This window comes from Blastococcus carthaginiensis, from assembly GCF_030731085.1.
Lineage (GTDB): Bacteria > Actinomycetota > Actinomycetes > Mycobacteriales > Geodermatophilaceae > Blastococcus > Blastococcus carthaginiensis.
Window position 1 is genome coordinate 1 of record NZ_JASNFN010000011.1, and the last position, 20,970, is coordinate 20,970.

A 20,970-nucleotide genomic window follows, 5' to 3' on the forward strand; every position below is an offset into this window, starting at 1 on the left:
GAACCGAGAGCTGACACTCTCGATATCAATCAACCAAAGGAATCCCAGCCGATCCGAAGACCGGCACGGGGTATTACTTGGCACTGACTTTCGGCACGCTGTTGAGTTCTCAAGGAGCGGACGCGCAGAAACTCGACCCTTCCGGGCTTCGTCCCTGGCTGGATGTCCAACTCTACGCCGGTTTCCAGCAGCCCGTCTAGCGGGGGCTGGTCCGGCGGCCCTCCCGGGCCGCGCGGCGCATGGAGAAACATACACGACCTCGCGGGCCCGTGCGCAAGTCCCCGGAGAGCGGTCCGCGTCACACCGCCGGGTCGTCCCGCGCAGCCCGCCGGCCGAACCCGGTCCTGCGCTGGGCGAGGACCCGCGTCGAACCCCGTGCCAGCGCTGGTGGCTGCCCTGCGGGGTCCCGCGCCGGACCCCGCGCCGGTCCCGGGCGGCCGCCTTGCCAGGGCTCACGCCGAGCGCAGGACGTGCGGGAACGGCCCTGCTCTGCAGGGGCGCGTCGGGGCTCACGCGCGGCGGGGGGAGCAGGTCCTCCTAGAGCCCCAGGAACCCTTCGATGCCGACGGTGAGACCGGGGCGCCGGCTGATCTCCCGAACCGCCAGGAGCACGCCGGGCATGAAGGACGCGCGGTCGAACGAGTCGTGCCGCAGGGTCAGCGACTCCCCCGCGGCTCCGAGCAGCACCTCCTGGTGGGCGACGAGGCCGGCCAGCCGGACCGCGTGCACGCGCACGCCCTCGACGTCGGTGCCCCGGGCGCCGGGCAGCTCGTCGGTGGTGGCGTCCGGCACCGGCGGCAGGCCGGCCGCCCGCCGGGCCGACGCCACGAGGCGCGCGGTGCGCACCGCCGTCCCCGAGGGCGCGTCCACCTTGTTCGGGTGGTGGAGCTCGACGACCTCGACCGACGGGAAGAAGCGCGCCGCCTCCTGGGCGAAGCGCATGAGCAGGATCGCCCCGATGCCGAAGTTGGGGGCGATCACGACGCCCAGCTCGGGCTTGGGCTCGAGCCATTCGGCGACGGTGGCCAGGCGGGCCTCGTCGAAGCCGGTCGTCCCGACGACGCAGTGGATGTTGTTGTCGATGCAGAACCGGATGTTGTCCATCACCACGTCGGGGCGGGTGAAGTCGACGACGACCTGCGCGCCGGCGTCGGCCACGTTGAACAGCCAGTCGCCGTCGTCGACCATGGCCACGAGCTCCAGGTCGTCGGCGTCGTTCACCGCCTTGACCACCTCGGTCCCCATCCGGCCGCGGGCGCCGAGCACCCCCACCGGGATGAGGAGGGACTCCCGATCGGCGGGGGCGGGCTGCTGGTCGGTCGCGGTCGTCGTCACGCGGTCAGGTTTCCCGGCCCGGCGCCCGGACGCAAGACAGGCGCCGGGTCAGCGCGCCCGCCGGCTGAGGGCTGCCCACGCGAGCAGTCCCAGCAGGATGCCCGCGATGTCGGCCACCACGTCGGCGAGGGACATCGACCGGCCCAGCGGGGTCAGCCCCTGCACCAGCTCGCTGCCCAGGGCGTAGACCGCGAGACCGGCCCCGAGCGGCAGGTGGGGCAGGCCGGCCCACCGCCCGGCCACCGCCAGGGCGGCGAAGACGAGCAGGTGGACCGCCTTGTCGGTGCCCGGGGGTGCGGTCGGCACCCCCGAGGCCGGCAGGAACAGGACGACGACGGAGACCAGCAGCGCGACCGCGAAAGCCGCCTGCGGCAGCCCGGTCCGCGTCGTCCGCATCCGTCGGGTCAGAGCCGGTCGAGGTCGGACTCGCGGTAGGGGCCCACCACGGCCAGGCAGGTCTCCTGGCCGAACAGCTCCCCCGCCACCGACCGCACCTGGGTCTCGTCGACGGACTCGATGCGCGCCAGCACGTCGCGCACCGGCACGTACTCGCCGTAGGACAGCTCGCTCTTGCCGAGCCGGCTCATGCGCGAGCCGGTGTCCTCCAGGCCGAGCACCAGCCCGCCCTTCAGCTGGCCGCGCGCCCGGGCCACCTCCTCGGAGGTCAGCCCGTCGGCGGCGACCCGCCCCAGTTCCTCGCGGACCAGGCGGAGCACCTCGGGCACGCGCTTCTTCGAGCAGCCGGCGTACACCGAGAAGGCGCCCGCGCCGGCGTAGTGGGTCAGCGCTGACCCGACGCTGTACACCAGGCCGCGCTTCTCCCGGATCTCCTGGAACAGCCGGGAGCTCATGCCACCACCGACGGCGGCGTCCAGGACGGCGGCGACGTAGCGGCGCTCGTCGAGCCGGCCCATCGCGGGCGTGCCGAGCAGCAGGTGGGTCTGCTCGGTACGGCGGGAGATCAGCCCCGTGCTGCGTGCCGGCCGGACGAGGTCCACGTCACCGGTCCGCAGCGGTGCGGGGCGAGCGGTGCCGGAGAGCCGGTCGCCGAACGCCGCCGTCACCAGGTCGAGCACCTGCCGGTGGTCCACCCGCCCGGCCGCCGTCACGACGATCGACGGGGCGGCGTAGCGGGAGCGGTACCAGCCGTCGACGTCGTCGCGGGTGAGTCCCTCGATCGACTCGACGGTCCCCAGCACGGAGCGACCCAGCGAGGTGTCGCCGTAGAGCGTCTCGGCGAACAGGTCGTGCACGGCGTCCGAAGGCTCGTCGTCGCGCATGGCGATCTCCTCGAGCACCACCGTCCGCTCGGACTCCAGGTCCGCCGCCGTGTTGGTCGCCTCGGTGACCAGGTCAGCCAGCAGCGTCACCGCGAGCGGGAGGTCGCTGGCGAGCACGTTCGCGTAGTAGCAGGTGTGCTCCTTGGCGGTGAACGCGTTCATCTCACCGCCGACGGCGTCCATGGCGGTCGCGATCTCCAGCGCCCCGCGCGACGTCGTCCCCTTGAACAGCAGGTGCTCGAGGAAGTGCGACGCCCCGGCGACGTCCGGAGTCTCGTCGCGCGAGCCCACGGCCACCCAGATGCCGAGGGTCGCCGACAGCACGCCCGGCATCGTCTCGGTGAGCACGCGGAGCCCCCCGGGGAGCTCCGTGCGTTCCACCCGGCCGCCGACCTCGTCGAGGTCGAGCAGCGCGGTCGTCCCGACGGGAACCGGGGTGGGGGCCGCTCCCGGAGAAGCGGCGCCCACCCCGGCCCGGATCAGATCGGTCGTGGTCACGGAGCCTTCCTCGCTGGCGCTCGTCAACTCCGTGCCCACAGGTGCTGCATCCTCGGAGTGACCTCGCAAGCTCGGTCACTCACCCGCAGGGGCGGCCTCGGCCGGGGCGTCGGCGGGGGCCTCGGCACCGTCGGCACCCTCGGCGGCGACCGGCGCGAGGCTGATCTTGCCGCGGGCGTCGATGTCGGTGATCTCGACCTGCATCTTGTCGCCGACGTTCGCGACGTCCTCGACCTTGCCGATGCGCTTGCCGCCACCGAGCTTGCTGATGTGGACCAGGCCGTCCTTGCCCGGGAGCAGGGAGACGAAGGCGCCGAACGGCGTGGTCTTGACGACCGTGCCGAGGAAGCGCTCGCCGACCTTGGGCATCTGCGGGTTGGCGATGGCGTTGATCCGGTCCACCGCGGCCTGGGCCGAGGGGCCGTCGGAGGCGCCGACGTAGATCGTGCCGTCGTCCTCGATGGTGATGTCGGCGCCGGTCTCGTCCTGGATCGCGTTGATCATCTGGCCCTTGGGGCCGATGACCGCGCCGATCTTGTCGACCGGGATGCGCACCGTGGTCACGCGCGGGGCGTACGGGCTCATCTCGTCCGGGGCGTCGATCGCCTCGTTCATCACGTCGAGGATGTGCAGCCGGGCGGCGCGGGCCTGGGTCAGCGCCTGGGCGAGCACGTCGGACGGGATGCCGTCGAGCTTGGTGTCCAGCTGCAGCGCGGTGACGAACTCCCGCGTGCCGGCGACCTTGAAGTCCATGTCACCGAACGCGTCCTCGGCACCGAGGATGTCGGTCAGCGCCACGTACTCCGTCTTGCCGTCGACCTGGTCGGAGACCAGGCCCATCGCGATGCCCGCGACCGGCGCCCGCAGCGGCACACCGGCGTTGAGCAGGGCCAGCGTCGAGGCGCAGACGGAGCCCATCGAGGTGGAGCCGTTGGAGCCCAGCGCCTCGGAGACCTGCCGGATCGCGTAGGGGAACTCCTCGCGGTCGGGCAGCACCGGCAGCAGGGCGCGCTCGGCGAGCGCGCCGTGGCCGATCTCGCGCCGCTTGGGCGAGCCCACGCGGCCGGTCTCGCCGGTGGAGTACGGCGGGAAGTTGTAGTTGTGCATGTAGCGCTTGCGGTTGTCCGGCGACAGCGTGTCCAGCTGCTGCTCCATGCGGAGCATGTTCAGCGTGGTGATGCCCAGGATCTGGGTCTCGCCGCGCTCGAACAGCGCCGAGCCGTGCACGCGGGGCACGACCTCGACCTCGGCCGACAGCGGCCGGATGTCGGTGACGCCACGGCCGTCGATGCGGACCTTGTCACGCAGGATCCGCTGCCGGACGACCTTCTTGGTGACGGCGCGGAAGGCGGCGGAGACCTCCTTCTCACGACCCTCGAACTGGTCGGCGAGCGCAGCCTTGACCTCGTCCTTGAGCGCCTCGGTGGCGTCCTCGCGCTCCTGCTTGCCGGCGATGGCCTGCACCTCGCCGAGGCGGGTCAGCGCGGCGGACTCCACGGCGGCGTACACGTCGTCCTGGTAGTCCAGGAAGCGCGGGAACTCCGCGACCGGCTTGGCGGCCTTGGCGGCCATCGCGCTCTGCGCCTCGCACAGCGCCTTGATGAAGGGCTTGGCGGCCTCGAGGCCCTGGGCCACGACCTCCTCGGTCGGGGCGCTGGCGCCACCGGCGACGAGCTCGATCGTCTTCTCGGTGGCCTCGGCCTCGACCATCATGATCGCGACGTCGCCGTCCGGCAGGAGGCGGCCGGCGACGACCATGTCGAAGACGGCCTCCTCGAGCTCCGCGTGGGTCGGGAAGGCGACCCACTGGCCGCGGATGAGCGCGACGCGGGTGCCGCCGACGGGGCCGGAGAACGGCAGGCCCGACAGCTGGGTGGAGGCCGACGCGCCGTTGATGGCCATGACGTCGTAGAGGTGCTCGGGGTCCAGGGCCATGACGGTGATGACGACCTGGACCTCGTTGCGCAGGCCCTTGGCGAAGGTCGGCCGCAGCGGGCGGTCGATCAGCCGGCAGGTGAGGATCGCGTCCTCCGACGGCCGGCCCTCGCGGCGGAAGAACGAGCCGGGGATGCGACCCGCGGCGTACATCCGCTCCTCGACGTCGACGGTCAGCGGGAAGAAGTCGAAGTGCTCCTTGGGCTGACGGCCGGCCGTGGTGGCCGACAGCAGCATGCTGTCGCCCATCGTCACGACGACGGAGCCGGCGGCCTGCTTGGCCAGCCGGCCGGTCTCGAAGGTGATGCTGCGGCTGCCGAAGCTGCCGTTGTCGATGACCGCGGTGGCGGTGGTGACCCCGTCCTCGGGGTCGAACTCGGCGGCGATCGGGCCGCTGGTGGTGGGTGCGGACACGCTGTCCTTCTCTCGTCTGGTCGCAGCCGGCCCCTTGCCAGGTGCGACTTCCTCGTACGGCGGTGCACGCCGTCGGCGTCCGGGGCGACCGGTCTTCGATCGAAGCCCTCGGGCGGTGCTGGTTCCCCGTCGGGCGGAGGACCACTCCCCGTGCTCGGGGTGTCCCGGGGGCCACTACCGAGGACCGGCCCTCTGCGACGGACGCGTCGGGCTGCTCACCGTGGCCCGTGCGGCGGGTGCCGCACGAGAGAGGGGACCGTCCCGGTTACCCGGAGCGGTCCCCTCGACGTGCTATCGGCGCAGGCCGAGCCGCTCGATCAGCGACCGGTAGCGGTTGATGTCGGTCTTCGCCAGGTAGTTCAGCAGCCGGCGGCGCCGGCCGACCAGCAGGAGCAGGCCCCGCCGGCTGTGGTGGTCGTGCTTGTGGTGCCGGAGGTGCTCGGTGAGGTCGCTGATCCGGCGGGACAGCATCGCGACCTGCACCTCGGGCGAACCGGTGTCCTTGTCGACCGTCGCGTACTCGGTCATGATCTGCTGCTTCGTCGCGCTGTCGAGCGCCATGGTTCGCCTCCTGGGCGGGTCACGTGTGGCCCCCGGTCTGACTCACGAGGGCAGCTCTCACACAGCCGTGCATGCACGGCTGGCGACGAGACTACCAGCGGTGATCGGCCGGTCGGACCGAGTGGGGGCCGGAGGCCATGTCCGGCGTCGTCCTCCGGACTCCGACCGCCACCAGATGCCGTCCCCACGGTGCTTAGCCGCTGCGTCGTCCCTGCGCGGAACCCTCCGGGTCCCACTCGGTGCGACCTGCTCCCGTCAGTTCGTCAACCCCAGGACGTGGCGGGTGTCCTCGACGTCCTTGGCCATGGCGGCGAGCAGGCCCTCCACGTCGGCGAAGGCGGCCATGGGCCGGAGCCGCAGGGCGAACTCGACGCCGACGTGCTCGCCGTAGAGGTCGCCGTCGTAGTCCAGCACGTAGGCCTCCACCGTGCGGCGGCTGCCTTGGAAGGTGGGGTTGGTGCCCACCGAGATCGCCGCCGGGAACCGCTCGCGGCTGGCCCCGCTGCGCGGGTCGCGGGTGACCAGGTGCCCGGCGTAGACACCGTCGGCGGGGATCGCGGTGTACGGCGGCGTCTCGACGTTCGCCGTCGGGTAGCCGAGGTCGCGGCCGCGGCGGTCCCCCCGCACCACCACGCCGTCGACCCGGTGCGGCCGGCCGAGCGCACGGGCCGCGGGCACCAGGTCGCCGGCGGCGACGCAGGCGCGGACGTAGGTCGAGGAGATGGTCACCTCGCCGTCCTCCGAGGCGTCCTGGGCCAGGGACACCCCCTCGACGGCGAAGCCGAAGCGGCGCCCCTCCGCGGTCAGCGTGGTGACGGTGCCGGCGGCGCGGTGCCCGTAGGTGAAGTTCTCCCCCACCACCACCTGCGCGGCGTGCAGCCGTTCGACGAGCACGGTGTGGGTGAACGTCTCCGGCGGGAGCTTCATGAACTCCGCGGTGAAGGGCAGCACGCACATGGCGTCCACCCCGAGCTCCGCGACGAGCTCCGCCTTGCGGTCCAGGGAGGTCAGGATCGCCGGGTGCGATCCCGGCCGCACGACCTCGGCCGGGTGCGGGTCGAAGGTCAGCAGGAGGCAGGGACGCCGCATCGCCCGGGCCCGCGCGACGGCCGCCCCGATGAGCTTCTGGTGCCCGCGGTGCACGCCGTCGTACATCCCGACGGTGACCACGGTCCGCCCGAGGTCACCGGGGGTGGCCTCCAGCCCCCGCCAGCGCAGCACGCGACCGTCCCCCGCCGCGGTCAGGAGACCTGGTGCAGCCAGCCGTGGGTGTCGGCCACCCGCCCGTGCTGGATGTCGAGCAGCGTCTCGCGCAGCCGCATGGTGACCGGCCCGGGCTCGCCGTCGCCCACGGTGAAGTCACCGGTGCGGGCACGGATCTGGCCGACCGGCGTGATGACGGCGGCCGTCCCGCAGGCGAAGGTCTCGGTGATCGAGCCGTCGAGCGCGCCGCTGCGCCACTCGTCGAGGGTCACCTTCCGCTCGGTCACGCGGTGCCCGAGCTCGCGGGCGACGGTGATCAGCGAGTCACGGGTGATGCCCGGCAGCAGCGTGCCGGAGAGCTCGGGGGTGACCAGCTCGGCGTCCTCGCCGGACCCCAGGACGAAGAACAGGTTCATCCCGCCCAGCTCCTCGATGGAGCGCCGCTCCACGGCGTCGAGGTAGACGACCTGGTCGCAGCCGAGCTCGCTGGCCTGCTGCTGGGGCCGCAGGCTGGCGGCGTAGTTGCCGGCGCACTTGACGTCGCCGGTCCCGCCGGGCGCGGCCCGCACGTAGTCCTCGGAGACGAAGACCGAGACGGGGTGCACGCCGCGCGGGAAGTAGGCGCCGGCCGGGCTGGCGATGACCAGGAAGAGGTACTCGTGCGCCGGCCGGACGCCGAGGAAGGACTCGCTGGCCAGCTGGTACGGGCGCAGGTACAGCGTCTGGTCCGGCCCGGTGGGCACCCAGGCGCGGTCGGCGTCGACGAGCGCGTCGACGGCGGCGAGGAAGGCCTGCTCGGGCACCGGTGGCATCGCCAGCCGCTCGGCGCTGCGGACGAAGCGCGCGGCGTTGGCCTCGGGGCGGAAGGTGGCCACGCTGCCGTCGGGCTGCGCGTAGGCCTTGAGCCCCTCGAAGATCGACTGCGCGTAGTGCAGCGCGGCGGTGCCGGGGTCCATCGGCAGCGGGCCGTACTGCGTGAGCCGGGCGTCGTACCAGCCGCGGCCGACCTGGTACCGGGCCACGAACATGTGGTCGGTGAAGTAGCGGCCGAAGCCGGGGTCGGCGAGCAGTTCCTCGCGCTCGGTGGTGGAACGGCGCTGCACGTCCTCCACGACCACCGGCACGCCGTCGACGAACGTCCGGGACGAGGTGCGGCTGTCGGCGAGCGTGTCGGTCATGGCTCCTACCCGGGCGTGCGAGGGATCGGCACCGGCCCGCGGGCGTGCGGGGCCGGTGCCGTCACACTAACCCGGCTCAGGCCTGCCCCTGGTGCTCGCCCTTCGGCCCGGCGGTCTCGAGCACCTCGTAGGTCCAGACGTGCGCCGAGTGCGGGGCGGCGGAGGCGAGGGTGTCGCCGCCGCCGTCGTGGGCGCGGTCGAAGTCCTGGCTGGACTGCCACGCCTCGTAGGCCTCCACGCTGCTCCACCGCGTGTAGACGAGGTACTGGTCGGTGCCCTCGACCGGACGGAGCAGCTCGAACCACTCGAAGCCCGGCGTGCTCTCCACGGCTCCGGCGCGCCCGCGGAACCGCTCCTCGAAGCGCTCCTGCTTGTCCTTCGGCACGGTGATCGCGTTGATCTTGACGACGCTCATGGTCGGTCCCCTTCCCGGACGGCGTCCGCGCCAACCGCCCGACCGGCCGCGCGTGCGGCACGCTGGTGCGGGTGAGCGCACCCCGCACCGCAGACCTGGGCTTCGCCCGCCTGGACCTGGACCGCGAGGCCCGTACGGGCACCCCGGAGGTGATCTTCGCGGCCGGCAAGACCGCCGACCAGACCGTGGCGTGCCTGGCCGCGCTGCTCGAGGGGTCCCCGACGCCGTTCGCCTGGGCGAGCCGGGTCGACGGCGCCACCGCGGCGGCGATCCGCGAGCGGTGGCCGGACGCCGTCGTCGACGAGGAGGCGGGGTGCGCCTTCGTGGGGGCGGTGCCGGACCCGGTCGGCGAGGTGCTCGTGCTCACCGCGGGCACCTCCGACGGTCCGGTGGCCGCGGAGGTCGCCGCCACGCTGCGCGCGTGTGGCGTGGGCTGCCGGCGGGTCGACGACGTCGGGGTGGCGGGGATCCACCGGGTCCTCGCCGTCGCACCGGACCTGGGCGCGGCCGACGCCGTGGTCGTGGTCGCCGGGATGGACGGTGCGCTGCCCAGCGTCGTCGCCGGGCTGACCGACCGCCTCGTCGTCGCCGTCCCCACGTCGGTGGGCTACGGCGCCGCCTTCGAGGGGCTGGCCGCGCTGCTCACCATGCTCACGGCCTGCGCGCCCGGCGTGCTCGTCGTCAACATCGACAACGGGTTCGGAGCCGGGGTCGCCGCCGCCCGGATCGCCCGCTCGGCTCAGCGGTAGCGGACGGGATCGGGCAGCAGCTCGTTCATCGAGCCGGACCGGAAACCGCGCGGGTCCACCTCCACGGCGGCGAACCCGGCGACCGCCGACAGGAGCTCCGGCCGCGCCGCCACGTCGGCCACCAGCGCGGCGTCGACCTCCACGCGGGCGCGGTCCTCCCCCAGGTCCCGCACCCGGAGGTCGCGCACCGGCAGCCCCGCGCCCGCGAGCGCGGCCCGGAGCGCCGCCTCGGCGTGCTCCACCCGTGCCAGCCCCGCGGCCGACACCGGCACCCCGTACGCGATCCGGCTGGCCAAGCAGGCCGCAGCGGGCTTGTCGGCCAGCGGCAGCCCCCAGCGGCGGGCGGCGGCGCGGACGTCGTCCTTGCCCAGCCCGGCCCGCGCCAGCGGCGTCCAGGCGCCCCGCTCGGCCGCCGCGCGGATGCCCGGCCGGAAGCCGGCCACGACGTCGTCGGCGTTGGTCCCGGTGACGACGTCGTCGATGCCCAGCCGGTCGGCCAGCGGGCGGAGCACCTCGACCAGCTCGGTCTTGCAGAAGGCGCACCGGTCCCCGGCGTTGGCGCGGTACCCGGGACGGGACAGCTCGTCGGTGCGGGGCCGCTCGTGCCGGACGCCGAGCGACGCCGCGAACTCCCCCGCACCCGCGAGCTCGCCGGCCGGCAGGCTGGCCGAGACGGCGGTGGCCGCGACCACCCGGCCGGTCCCGAGCGCGCGCACCGCGGCGGCGAGGAGCACGCCGGAGTCCACGCCTCCGGAGAACGCGACGAGCACCCCGGGCAGCGGGCGCAGCAGCGCGTCGAGGTCGGCCAGCCGGGCGTCGAGGGTCACGGTCGCCAGGCTGCCACCGGCTCAGGCCGGCGGGAAGCCGACGACGACACGCGCCGTGCGACCGGCGTCCTCGACCAGGGCCGACAGCCGGCCATCGGGGTCCACGGCGGCGTGCAGGCCGGCCGCACCGGTGGCGGGGATGCGCTGGCCGTAGCCCAGCGCCCGCGCCTCCTCGGCGGTGAGCGGGCGCTCGGGGAAGACCAGCCGGGCGGCCTCGGTGAGACCCAGGAACCCGGGACCGCCGCCGGCGACCAGCGAGGCGGCGGCGTCCTCGACGGTTCCCGCCTGCGCGATCGCGAACGGGCCCGACGCGGTGCGGCGCAGCACGGTCAGGTGGCCGCCGACGCTCAGCGCCGCACCGGCGTCGCGGGCGATGGCGCGGATGTAGGTGCCGGCGGTGCAGTCGACCGTGACGTCGACGTCGAGCACGTCGTCCTCGGGACGGGCGGTGCGGTGGACCTCGAGCCGGTGCACGGTGACCGAACGCGGGGCGAGCTCCACGGCCTCCCCCGCCCGCACGCGGTCGTAGGACCGGCGACCGTCGACCTTGACCGCGCTCACCGCCGACGGCACCTGCTGCAGCGGCCCGGTCTGCGCGGCCAGGGCCGCCCGGACGTCGTCGTCCCCGAGGTGCGCCGCGGAGGTGGAGCTCAGCACCTCGCCCTCGCGGTCGTCGGTGACCGTCGCCTGCCCGAGCCGGATCGTGGCCTCGTAGGTCTTGTCGTGGCCGCCGACGTACCCGAGCAGCCGGGTCGCGGTGCCGACGCCCAGGACCAGCAGCCCGGTGGCCATGGGGTCGAGCGTGCCGGCGTGCCCGATCTTGCGCACCGACAGCGCCCGGCGGGCGCGGGCGACGACGTCGTGGGAGGTCATGCCGCCGGGCTTGTCCACGAGCAGCAGACCGGGCGGCACGTCGGCGTCAGGGCGTCGGGGGCTCACGTCCTCACCGTCTCAGGTGCCCCCAGCCACCGGTCACCCGCCACCCGCACCAGGACGGCGAGCAGCCGCAGCGCGATGAACAGCGTGAGGCCGGTCCAGATGCCGGCGAGGCCCAGCCCGAGCGGCCCGGCGAGCAGCGACAGCGGCAGGAAGCCGACCAGCGCGGCCGCGATCGTGACCGTCCGCAGGTACCCGACGTCGCCGGCGCCCATCAGCACGCCGTCCAGGGCGAACACCACGCCCGCCAGCGGCTGGAAGCACGCGAGGAACCACCAGACGACGGCGGCCTGCGCGAGGACCGCGGGGTCGTCGGTGAACAGCGGCGGCAGCACGTCGCGGAGCGCGAGCAGCACGACCGCCACGAGGCAGCCGGTGCTCAGGCCCCACAGGACCACCCGGCGCGCGGTGGCACGGGCCTCGTCGGGGCGTCCGCCGCCGAGCGCGTGACCGACGAGCGTCTGCGCGGCGATCGCGTATGCGTCCAGGACCAGCGCGAGGAAGAAGAACAGCTGCAGGGCGATCTGGTGCGCCGCCAGGGCGGCGGTCCCGGCGCGCGCGGCGACACCGGCGGCGACGAGGAACGACAGCTGGAGCACCGCGGCCCGCAGCAGCAGGTCCCGGCCGATGACCAGCTGCCGGACGATGGCGCGCGGACGCGCCCCCCAGGTGGCGCCCTCGCGCAGCAGCGCGCGCACGAACAGGGCGGCGGTGAGCGCCTGCCCGGCCACGTTCGCCACCGCGGAGCCGACGAGGCCCAGCCCTGCCGGGTGCACCAGCAGGGGGCACAGGACGAGGCTCAGTAGGCTCCCCGCGACGACGTAGCGCACCGGGCGGCGCAGCTCCTGCACCCCGCGCAGCCAGCCGTTCCCGGCCAGCGAGACCAGCAGCAGGGGAGCTCCGAGCGCGGCGACCCGCAGCCACTCCTCCCCCGCCGTGGCGACCGGTCCCGCCCCACCGGCGAGCGCCCGGGTCAGCGGCCCGGCCAGCACCTGGAACAGGGCCAGCACGAGCACCCCGAGGCCGAGCGCGAGCCAGGTCGCCTGCACGCCCTCCTCGACGGCGCCGGCCCGATCACCGGCGCCGGCGCGGCGGGCTGCGCGCGCGGTGGTGCCGTAGGCCAGGAAGTTCAGCAGCGCGGCGGCCCACGCCAGCAACCCGCCCCCGACGGCGAGCCCGCCGAGCGCGACGGTCCCGAGGTTGCCGACGACCGCGGTGTCCACCAGCAGGTACAGCGGCTCGGCCGCGAGCACGACCAGCGCCGGCAGCGCGAGGGAGAGGACGGACGCCGGCCGCGACGCCGTCCCCACCGGATCGCTGTCGTCGGTGCGCGGGCGCCGGAGGCTTCCCGACGCGGCGGCCGGGTCCGGCTCAGCGCCCGTCGGGGACGGCACCTGGTCGCGGGGGGAGGCCGGAGGCCGACAGGGAGAACAGCTCGGTGCGGAGTGCCTCCACGGTCTTCGCCCGGTCGAGGTGGGAGGTGTAGCCGGCCGCCGCGCGGTGGCCGCCCCCGCCGAGCGCCGTGGCCACCCGGGACACGTCGGTGGCGCCCCGGGAGCGCAGCGACACCGACCACGACCCGTCGTCCTGCCCCTTCAGCACGCAGGCGACGTCGGCCTCCGCGGTGGAGCGGACGACGTCGACGAGCGCCTCGAGCTGCTCCCCGGGGAGGCCGTGCTCGGCCGCCTCGGCGGTGCTGGACCAGGTCCAGACCAGCCCGGCGCCCACCTCCCGCTCGAGCGCTGCGCGGCCGGCGACGACCGAGAGCAGCCCGAGCCAGCCGAAGGGGGCGGTGTCGAACAGCCGGCGGCTGATCGCGGCGTGGTCGATGCCCGTGGCGAGCAGGCGGGCGGCGAGCTCGTGGGTCTCCGGCCGGGTGCTGCCGAACCGGAAGGAGCCGGTGTCGGCGGCGAGCCCGGCGTAGAGGCAGGTGGCCAGCCGGGCGTCCAGCGCCACGCCCAGGCCGTCGAGCAGGTCGGCGACGAGCGTGACCGTGGCGGGGGCGGCCGGGTCCACCAGGCGCACCCGCCCGAAGCCGGGGTTGCTGGCGTGGTGGTCGACGACCACGGAGGTACCGGCGCGGTCGAGCAGCGGGGCCAGCTCGCCGAGGCGTCCGGGCGAGGCCGCGTCGAGGCTGACGAAGACGTCCGGGGACGACGGGACGGCGTCGGCGGGCACCAGGCCCTCGGCACCGGGGATCCACCCGAGCGAGGCGGGCAGGGTGAACGGACCGGGGAAGGTGGCGAGCACCCGGGCACCGCGCCGGCGCAGCCCCTCGGCCAGCGCGAGGGTGCTCCCGAGGGCGTCGGCGTCGGGCTGGACGTGCCCGGAGAGCACCACGGTCGCCCGTTCCCGGGCCGCCTCGGCGAGCACCGCGGCGGCCGACCGCGTGGCGGTGGCGAGGTCCTCGGCCGCGCCACCGATCGGGAGCCGGGGGGTCACTCGGTGGGGTCGGGGTCGGCGACCCGGCCGCCCTGCCGTTCGGTGATGTCGCCGCCGCCCACCGGGTATCCCGGGCCGCCGTCGTCCGGCTCGTCCCGGGCGATGCTCGGCACGTCACCGATCTGGCCGCGCTGGCCGCCCTGGGTCGGGTCGCCCGCATCGGGCGCCGGCCGGCCACCCAGCTCGGAGCGGCCCTGACCCTCGTCGGGCAGGTTCGGGTCGGGATCGATCTCGCTCACAGGGTGCTCCTCGTCCGGGGCGTCAGGTCCTCGCCGCCGTCATCGGCAGGTCCGCGGTCGGCCGGGGCGTCCACGTCGTGCTCGTCGTCGTCCTCGTCCTCCGCGGGCCGCCGGTAGGGGTCGGCCTCGCCGGCGTAGCTGGCGCCCTCCCGGGCGCGGGCGAGCTCTGCGTCGGCGTGCCGGGCCCGCTCGAGCGCCTCCTCGAGCTCGCGCGCCGTGTCGGGCACGATGTCGGCGACGAACGTCAGCGACGGGACGAACTTGATGCCGGTCTGCCGACCCACGGTGGACCGCAGCACCCCGGTGGCGCTGGTGAGCGCCTTCGCCGAGTCGGCGACCTGGGTCTCGTCGCCGTACACGGTGTAGAACACCGTGGCCTCGCGCAGGTCGCTCGTCACCCGGGCGTCGGTGACGGTGACCATGCCCAGGCGGGGGTCCTTGATCTGCGACTCGATCGCCGCGGAGACGATCTGCCGGATGCGCACCGCCAGCTTGCGTGCACGGGCCGGATCGGCCATCGGGACCTCCAAGGTTCGTGGGTGGAACGGCCCCCTCGCAGGGTCCCGCGGCGAGCCGTGGGGAGAGGGCGTCCTTCAATCGCTGTCGCTGAACAGCTGCCGGTGGGTCGACAGCAGCGTCACCTCCGGCCGCTCCGCCAGCAACCGCTCGCAGGCGTCGAGGACGTCGGTGACCTGGCCGGCCTCCCCCGCGACGGTGGCGATCCCGATCTGCACCCGGCGGTGCAGGTCCTGGTCGCCGACCTCCGCCGCGGCGACGGCGAACCGGCGCCGGAGCTCGGCCACGATCGGCCGCACCACGGCGCGCTTGCCCTTGAGCGAGTGGACGTCGCCCAGCAGCAGGTCCGCGATCAGCGTCCCGGTGAACACGGCGATCGTCCTCTTCCTCCGGGAGCCGCCGAACGCACTCCGCGGCCGAGACGGGCCTCCTGGCTCAGCTGGTGGGGTCCTGGCTCACCGCCGACGGTGAGCCAGGTCCCCTGATGATCAGGTGACCTGATCATCAGGGGACCGCGGGGCCGATCAGTCGCGCGGCTTGTCGCGCAGCTCGAAGGTCTCGATCACGTCGTCGACCTTGATGTCGTTGTACGACCCCAGGCCGATACCGCACTCGTACCCCTCGCGGACCTCGGTCGCGTCGTCCTTGAACCGGCGGAGGGAGTCCACCGACAGGTTGTCGGCGACCACGGCACCGTCACGGATCAGGCGCGCCTTCGAGTTGCGCACGATCGTGCCGCTGCGGACCAGCGAACCGGCGACGTTGCCCACCTTGGGCACCCGGAAGACCTCGCGGACCTCCGCCGTCCCGAGCTGGACCTCCTCGTAGACCGGCTTGAGCATGCCCTTGAGCGCGGCCTCGATCTCGTCGATCGCCTGGTAGATGACCGTGTAGTACCGGACGTCCACCCCTTCGCGGTTGGCGAGCTCGGTGGCCTGGCCCTCGGCCCGGACGTTGAAGCCCAGGACGATGACGTCGTCGGCCAGCGCCAGGTCGATGTCGCTCTTGGTGATCCCGCCGACGCCGCGGTGGATGACCCGCAGCGAGATCTCGTCGTCGACCTCGATCTTCATCAGCGCCTCTTCGAGCGCCTCGACGGTGCCCGAGTTGTCGCCCTTGATGATCAGGTTGAGCTGACGGTTCTCCTTGAGCGCCGCGTCGAGGTCCTCCAGGCTGATCCGCTTGCGCATCGAGGCGTTCTGCGCATTGCGGATGCGGGCCTGGCGGCGGTCGGCGATCTGCCGGGCGACGCGGTCCTCGTCGACGACGAGGAAGGTGTCACCGGCACGGGGCACCGAGGTGAGGCCCACGACCTGCACGGGGCGGGCCGGCAGGGCCTCCTTCAGCTTGTTGCCGTGCTCGTCGAGCAGCGACCGGACGCGACCGTAGGCGTCGCCGGCCACGATCGAGTCGCCCTGGCGCAGCGTGCCGCGCTGGACGAGCACCGTGGCGACGGGGCCGCGGCCCTTGTCCAGCTTGCCCTCGATGACCACACCCTGCGGGTCCTGCTCGGTGTTCGCACGCAGGTCCAGCGAGGCGTCGGCGGTCAGCAGGATCGCCGCGAGCAGGTTGTCGAGACCCTGCCGGGTGATCGCCGAGACGTCGACGAACATCGTCTCGCCGCCGTACTCCTCGGCGACCAGGCCGTACTCGGTGAGCTGCTGGCGGATCTTGGCGGGGTTGGCCCCCTCCTTGTCCACCTTGTTCACCGCGACCACGATCGGCACCTCGGCGGCCTGGGCGTGGTTGAGCGCCTCGACCGTCTGCGGCATGACGCCGTCGTCGGCGGCGACCACGAGGACGACGATGTCGGTGACCTTCGCGCCGCGGGCACGCATCGCGGTGAACGACTCGTGACCCGGGGTGTCGATGAAGGTGACCGGACGCTCGTTGCCGTCGAGCTCGGTGACGATCTGGTAGGCGCCGATGTGCTGGGTGATGCCGCCGGCCTCGCGGGCCACCACGTTGGCGTCGCGCAGAGCGTCGAGCAGCTTCGTCTTCCCGTGGTCGACGTGACCCATGACGGTCACCACCGGCGGACGGGCGGACCAGTCCTCCTCGTCACCCTCCTCGTCACCGAAGGTGAGGTCGAAGGTCTCGAGCAGCTCGCGGTCCTCGTCCTCGGGGCTGACGACCTGGATGACCCAGCCGATCTCGGCACCGAGCAGCTGCAGCGTCTCGTCGTTCACCGACTGCGTCGCGGTGACCATCTCGCCCAGGTGGAACAGGGCGGTGACCAGCGCGGCCGGCTGGGCGTTGATGCGCTCGGCAAGGTCGGTCAGCGAGGCGCCGCGGGGCAGCCGGACGGTCTGCCCGTTGCCGCGCGGCAGGCTGACGCCGCCCATGCTGGGGGCCGCCATGGAGTCGAACTCCTGACGCCGCTGCTTCTTGCTCTTGCGCCCGCGGACCGGACCCCGGCCACCGGGACGCCCGAAGGCACCGGCCGTACCGGCACCGGAGCCGCCGCGACCACGGCCACGGCCACCGCCGCCACCGCGGAAACCACCGCCTGCGGGGGCACCGGCACCGCCGCCGCCACCGGGACGGAAGCCACCGCCGCCGGCACCGGGACCACCCGGCCGGCCGCGGCCGGCACCGCCGGGCCCACCGCCCGGTCGGCCGCCACCGGCGGGACGGGGCGGCATCATGCCGGGCGAAGGACGCTGCGGCATCATGCCCGGGTTCGGGCGCGGGCCACCGGGACCGGCCGCCGGACGGGGACCGCCGGGACCGGCGCCGGGACGGGGACCGCCCGGACCGGGGCGCGGACCGCCCGCACCGGGCGCCGGACGGGGACCGCCCGCGCCGGGCGCGGGGCGGGGCCCACCGGACGGGCCCGGACGGGAGCCACCGGCCGCGGGGCCGGGGCGGGGCGTGCTGCTGAAGGGGTTGTTGCCCGGACGGGGAGCAGGCCGCGGACCGGGACGCGGACCGCCGGGGGCACCGCCACCGGCCGGGGCCGGACGGGACGCACCGGGGCGGGGCGCGGACGGCTGCTGCGGCGGCGCCGCGGGAGCCTGGGCGGCAGGCGCCTGCGGAGCCGGGGCATGCGGAGCCGGGGCCTGCGGAGCCGGGGCCTGGGCGGCCGGCGCCTGCGGAGCGGGCGCAGTCGGGCGCGGACCCGGACGAGGTCCGGGGCCGGCCGGGCGGGCCGGAGCCGACGCGGCCGGGGCCTGCGGAGCAGCCGGCGCCTGGGGGGCGGCCTGCGGCGCCGGGGCGGCCGGTCGGGGCGCGGGTGCGCTCGGGCGCGGGGCGGCGGCCCCGTCGTTGCCGCCGCCGGTGGCGGCGCCGAGCGCCTCGCGCAGCCGCCGGGCCACGGGGGCCTCGACGGTGGAGGACGCGGACTTCACGAACTCGCCCTGCTCCTTGAGCTTGGCGAGCACGGTCTTGCTGTCGACACCGAACTCCTTGGCGAGTTCGTGTACGCGGGCTTTGCCTGGCACGGGTCTCCTCTTGGTGAGGCCGGCGGCTTGCCCGCTCGACCTCGTCGTTAGTGGCGCATGGTCATCGTGAGAACTTCACGGCTGAGTCATCCGACGGTGTCCTGTCGACGTGCGGACCGGCCTGGTGCCGGCCCGACTGGGTACTGCTCCCGCCCTCTCCCGGCCCGGTCCCGGCGGCCCCCGGAGAGGCGCCCAGGACGTGGGCCCGGAGCGGACCGACCTCCACCGGGGCGCTGCTGCGCAGCGCCCGCGGGAAGGCCCGGCGTCGCTCCGCTGCGCGCAGACACCCCGCGGTCGGGTGCAGCGAGGCACCACGACCGGGGAGGCGCCGCCGCGGATCGGGAACCACGTTCCCGGCCACGACGACGACGCGCAGCAGGTCGTCGACCGACGCGCGCTTCCGGCACCCCACGCAGGTGCGGACCGGATTCGACGTTTCGGCCATCCGCAACTCTAGCGCGTGGCCGGTCCGCGTTGTTCCGCGCGGCGGGGAGCCGAGCGCGAACCGCCCGCGGGAGCCTGCGATCGGCCCCCCGGGGCACCGCCGCGCCCCCCGCCCGGGTGAGGGGGCAGGCCGGAGCGCAGCGGCGGGCGGCCCACCCCCGGCGAGGGGGTCGCGCCGGCGTCGTCGTCCTGGGCGTCGCTGCGGATGTCGATCCGGCAGCCGGTCAGCCGCGCGGCCAGGCGGGCGTTCTGCCCCTCCTTGCCGATCGCCAGCGACAGCTGGTAATCGGGGACCACCACGCGCACCGCCTTGGCCTGCGGGTCGACCAGCTGGGCGTTGGACACCCGGGCCGGGCTGAGCGCGGAGGCGACGAACGATGCCGGGTCGTCCGTCCAGTCGACGATGTCGATCTTCTCGCCGTGCAGCTCGCTCATGACGTTGCGCACCCGCTGGCCCATCGGGCCGATGCAGGCCCCCTTGGCGTTCAGCCCTGGCACGGAGGTGCGCACCGCGATCTTCGACCGGTGCCCCGCCTCGCGGGCGACCGCGACGATCTCGACGCTGCCGTCGGCGATCTCGGGCACCTCGAGCGCGAAAAGCTTGCGCACCAGGTTGGGATGGGTGCGCGACACCGTGACCTGCGGGCCGCGGTAGGTGCGGGACACGGCGACGACGTAGGCCTTGATCCGGCTGCCGTGGGCGTAGGACTCGCCCGGCACCTGCTCGGCGGAGGGCAGCACGGCCTCGACCTTGCCGATGTCGATCATCACGATGCCGCTGGCGTTGCGCCGCTGGTCGGCCTGGACGATGCCGCTGACGATGTCGCCTTCCTTGCCGGCGTACTCGCCGAAGGTCTGCTCGTGCTCGGCATCGCGCAGCCGCTGGACGATGACCTGCTTGGCGGTGCTGGCGGCGATCCGGCCGAAGTCCGAGGGGGTGTCGTCCCACTCGCGGACGACCTCGCCGTCGGGGCCGATCTCCTGCGCGAGCACGGCGACCTCGCCGCTCTTGCGGTCGACGTGCACGCGCACGTGCTTGGCCGCGCCGTCGGCGTGCCGGTAGGCGGTCACCAGGGCGGTCTCGAGCGCCTCGATGACCGTGTCGACCGGGATGCCCTTCTCCCGCTCCACCGCCTTCAGCGCGGTGACGTCGATGTTCACTTCTCTCCTCCGTCGTCGTCCGCGAGCCCGGCCTGGTCCAGGTCGTCGTGCTCGGCGGCGTCGTGCTCCGCGATGTCGTCCGTGCTGTCGTCGAGGGGGTCGGCCCGGCCGAACTCCACCTGCACCCGCCCGGCCCCGAGCTCGGCCCAGGGCACCCGGCGCGGCTGCGGGGGGCGCTTCTTCGCGCCCGGCTTGCCCTTCGCCTCGACGGCCAGGATGACGCCGTCCTCGTCCACCGCGGTGATCCGCCCGGTGAGCTGCTCGGTGGCCCCGGCCGGGCCGACGCCCACCGCCACGAGCCGCCCGGTGTTCCGGTGCCAGTGGCGCGGCTCGGTGAGCGGCCGGTCCACCCCGGGGCTGGTCACCTCGAGCACGTAGGGGGTGCGGCCCATGCCGTCGTCGTTGCGGTCCAGCACGTCGGAGACCGCCCGGCTGACCTCGGCGATGTCGTCGAGGGTGATCCCCGCGTCGCGGTCGACGACGACGCGGACGACGCTGCGCCGGCCGGCCGGGGTGACGACGAGCTCCTCGAGGTCGTACCCCGCCTCGGTGACGACCGGCCGGATCCAGCCGGTCAGCCGATCGGTGGCGGGATCGCTCCGCTGGGTTCCGCGAGAGGCGGACACGCTGGCCTCCTCAGGCTCGTCGGCGGCACGGTGCCGTGCGCGCAGTTCTGCGGCCCGGCGCCGCGGACCTGCGTCGCTGGCCGGGCCCGGTGTCGAGAGGAAGTGCTCAGGCTACCGCCCGCCCCGGCCCCCCGGCCCGGCGCGGGGCGGCCGGACCGGGGGGACAGGGGCCGGGGGGCGCTGGCGTGCGGCGGACGTCACGACGACGCGGCACGCCCGGCCGCCCGGAGGACCGCGTGCCGGCGCCCCCGGCTGCGAGGATGGGGGTGATGTCTCCCACCACCCGTCCCGGCCCGCGGACGCTCACCCGCCGGACGCTGCTGGCGGCGTCCGCCGCCGGTCTCGCCGCCGCGGCCGCCGGGTGCACCTCCTCCCCGCCGGTGGATGAGCGCGACACCGTGACCAGCGCCCAGGCCGACGAGCTGGCCGCGCAGGTCGGCGTCCAGGAGACCCTGGTCCGGGCGTACGAGACCGCCTTCGACGCCGACCCCGCCCTCGCCGCGGCGGCCGGCGTCCTCGCGACCCAGGCCGAGGAGCAGCTGGACCGCCTGCGGGCGGCCGCCCCCGGGAGCAGCCGCTCGGCCGCCCCGCCGGCCGATGCTCCGCCACCCGGTGAGGGCCAGGCCTGGCTGCGTGCGCAGGTCGCCGCCGCCGCCTCCTCCCACGCCGCCGCCGCCCTGGGGCAGTCCGGCGCCCGGGCGGCGCTGCTGGGCTCCATCGCCGCGGGCCTGCGCGGCCACGAGGCACGACTGGCATGACGGAGGACCG

21 protein-coding genes and 1 pseudogene are annotated in these 20,970 nt (G+C 74.7%); 2 read left to right on the plus strand and 20 right to left on the minus strand.

Annotated features, from left to right (window positions below):
* Positions 1-537: 537 nt before the first annotated feature.
* From dapB to QOZ88_RS10610, 8 genes are all read right to left on the minus strand, one after another.
* On the minus strand, positions 538-1,335 hold the full coding sequence (dapB, locus tag QOZ88_RS10575; protein WP_305999741.1) for a 4-hydroxy-tetrahydrodipicolinate reductase: 798 nt from the start codon (positions 1,333-1,335) through the stop codon (positions 538-540).
* Positions 1,336-1,383: 48 nt separating this feature from the next.
* A complete protein-coding gene (locus QOZ88_RS10580; protein ID WP_305999742.1) occupies positions 1,384-1,731 on the minus strand; it encodes a VanZ family protein in 348 nt (115 codons plus the stop codon).
* Positions 1,732-1,739: 8 nt separating this feature from the next.
* Entirely contained in the window at positions 1,740-3,113 is a 1,374-nt protein-coding gene (locus tag QOZ88_RS10585; protein ID WP_305999743.1) for a M16 family metallopeptidase, read from the minus strand.
* Between the two features lie 75 nt (positions 3,114-3,188).
* On the minus strand, positions 3,189-5,462 hold the full coding sequence (locus tag QOZ88_RS10590) for a polyribonucleotide nucleotidyltransferase (RefSeq protein ID WP_305999744.1): 2,274 nt from the start codon (positions 5,460-5,462) through the stop codon (positions 3,189-3,191).
* 291 nt (positions 5,463-5,753) lie between these two features.
* Positions 5,754-6,023: a 30S ribosomal protein S15 gene (rpsO, locus tag QOZ88_RS10595; protein ID WP_091933787.1), complete on the minus strand. Its 270-nt coding sequence runs from the start codon at positions 6,021-6,023 to the stop codon at positions 5,754-5,756.
* Between the two features lie 255 nt (positions 6,024-6,278).
* Entirely contained in the window at positions 6,279-7,244 is a 966-nt protein-coding gene (locus QOZ88_RS10600; protein WP_305999745.1) for a bifunctional riboflavin kinase/FAD synthetase, read from the minus strand.
* 20 nt (positions 7,245-7,264) lie between these two features.
* A complete protein-coding gene (locus tag QOZ88_RS10605) occupies positions 7,265-8,404 on the minus strand; it encodes a branched-chain amino acid aminotransferase (protein WP_305999746.1) in 1,140 nt (379 codons plus the stop codon).
* A 76-nt stretch (positions 8,405-8,480) separates the two neighbouring features.
* Positions 8,481-8,819 carry an antibiotic biosynthesis monooxygenase family protein gene (locus tag QOZ88_RS10610; protein ID WP_091933781.1) on the minus strand — a complete coding sequence of 113 codons (339 nt, stop codon included), beginning with the start codon at positions 8,817-8,819 and terminating at the stop codon, positions 8,481-8,483.
* Positions 8,820-8,890: 71 nt separating this feature from the next.
* Between QOZ88_RS10610 and larB the strand changes: the two genes are divergently transcribed.
* Positions 8,891-9,568, plus strand: coding sequence for a nickel pincer cofactor biosynthesis protein LarB (larB, locus tag QOZ88_RS10615; RefSeq protein ID WP_305999747.1), 678 nt, complete (start codon positions 8,891-8,893; stop codon positions 9,566-9,568).
* Here the strand turns inward: larB and larE are convergent.
* The 12 genes and pseudogenes from larE to rimP form a co-directional block, all read right to left on the minus strand.
* Entirely contained in the window at positions 9,559-10,395 is an 837-nt protein-coding gene (gene larE, locus QOZ88_RS10620; protein ID WP_305999748.1) for an ATP-dependent sacrificial sulfur transferase LarE, read from the minus strand. The two genes, larB and larE, sit on opposite strands and share 10 nt — an antisense overlap.
* A 21-nt stretch (positions 10,396-10,416) precedes the next feature.
* On the minus strand, positions 10,417-11,334 hold the full coding sequence (truB, locus tag QOZ88_RS10625) for a tRNA pseudouridine(55) synthase TruB (protein ID WP_305999749.1): 918 nt from the start codon (positions 11,332-11,334) through the stop codon (positions 10,417-10,419).
* Positions 11,331-12,641, minus strand: coding sequence for an MATE family efflux transporter (locus tag QOZ88_RS10630; RefSeq protein WP_305999750.1), 1,311 nt, complete (start codon positions 12,639-12,641; stop codon positions 11,331-11,333). Before QOZ88_RS10630 ends, truB begins: the two co-directional genes overlap by 4 nt.
* A 61-nt stretch (positions 12,642-12,702) precedes the next feature.
* Entirely contained in the window at positions 12,703-13,773 is a 1,071-nt protein-coding gene (locus tag QOZ88_RS10635) for a DHH family phosphoesterase (RefSeq protein WP_305999751.1), read from the minus strand.
* Positions 13,770-14,012 (minus strand): hypothetical protein, encoded by a 243-nt coding sequence (locus tag QOZ88_RS10640; RefSeq protein WP_305999752.1) that lies wholly within the window; start codon positions 14,010-14,012, stop codon positions 13,770-13,772. The genes QOZ88_RS10635 and QOZ88_RS10640 overlap by 4 nt, the downstream gene beginning before the upstream one ends.
* Entirely contained in the window at positions 14,009-14,530 is a 522-nt protein-coding gene (gene rbfA, locus QOZ88_RS10645) for a 30S ribosome-binding factor RbfA (RefSeq protein WP_305999753.1), read from the minus strand. The genes QOZ88_RS10640 and rbfA overlap by 4 nt, the downstream gene beginning before the upstream one ends.
* A 75-nt stretch (positions 14,531-14,605) precedes the next feature.
* The gene (locus QOZ88_RS10650; RefSeq protein WP_091933759.1) at positions 14,606-14,899 is read right to left on the minus strand and encodes a DUF503 domain-containing protein; all 294 of its coding nucleotides are present in this window, start codon (positions 14,897-14,899) and stop codon (positions 14,606-14,608) included.
* Between the two features lie 153 nt (positions 14,900-15,052).
* Positions 15,053-16,888: a translation initiation factor IF-2 gene (infB, locus tag QOZ88_RS10655; protein ID WP_305999898.1), complete on the minus strand. Its 1,836-nt coding sequence runs from the start codon at positions 16,886-16,888 to the stop codon at positions 15,053-15,055.
* Positions 16,889-17,827: 939 nt separating this feature from the next.
* Positions 17,828-17,971: pseudogene (locus tag QOZ88_RS10660) on the minus strand (translation initiation factor IF-2 N-terminal domain-containing protein); the annotation flags it as partial.
* 61 nt (positions 17,972-18,032) lie between these two features.
* On the minus strand, positions 18,033-18,416 hold the full coding sequence (locus tag QOZ88_RS10665) for a YlxR family protein (protein ID WP_305999754.1): 384 nt from the start codon (positions 18,414-18,416) through the stop codon (positions 18,033-18,035).
* 8 nt (positions 18,417-18,424) lie between these two features.
* Positions 18,425-19,576: a transcription termination factor NusA gene (gene nusA, locus QOZ88_RS10670; protein WP_305999755.1), complete on the minus strand. Its 1,152-nt coding sequence runs from the start codon at positions 19,574-19,576 to the stop codon at positions 18,425-18,427.
* Positions 19,573-20,202 carry a ribosome maturation factor RimP gene (gene rimP / locus QOZ88_RS10675; RefSeq protein ID WP_305999756.1) on the minus strand — a complete coding sequence of 210 codons (630 nt, stop codon included), beginning with the start codon at positions 20,200-20,202 and terminating at the stop codon, positions 19,573-19,575. The genes nusA and rimP overlap by 4 nt, the downstream gene beginning before the upstream one ends.
* Positions 20,203-20,471: 269 nt before the next feature.
* On the opposite strand from rimP, the gene QOZ88_RS10680 reads away from it, so the two are divergent.
* Complete coding sequence (locus tag QOZ88_RS10680) at positions 20,472-20,960, plus strand: hypothetical protein (RefSeq protein WP_305999757.1); 489 nt, start codon at positions 20,472-20,474, stop codon at positions 20,958-20,960.
* Positions 20,961-20,970: the final 10 nt, after the last annotated feature.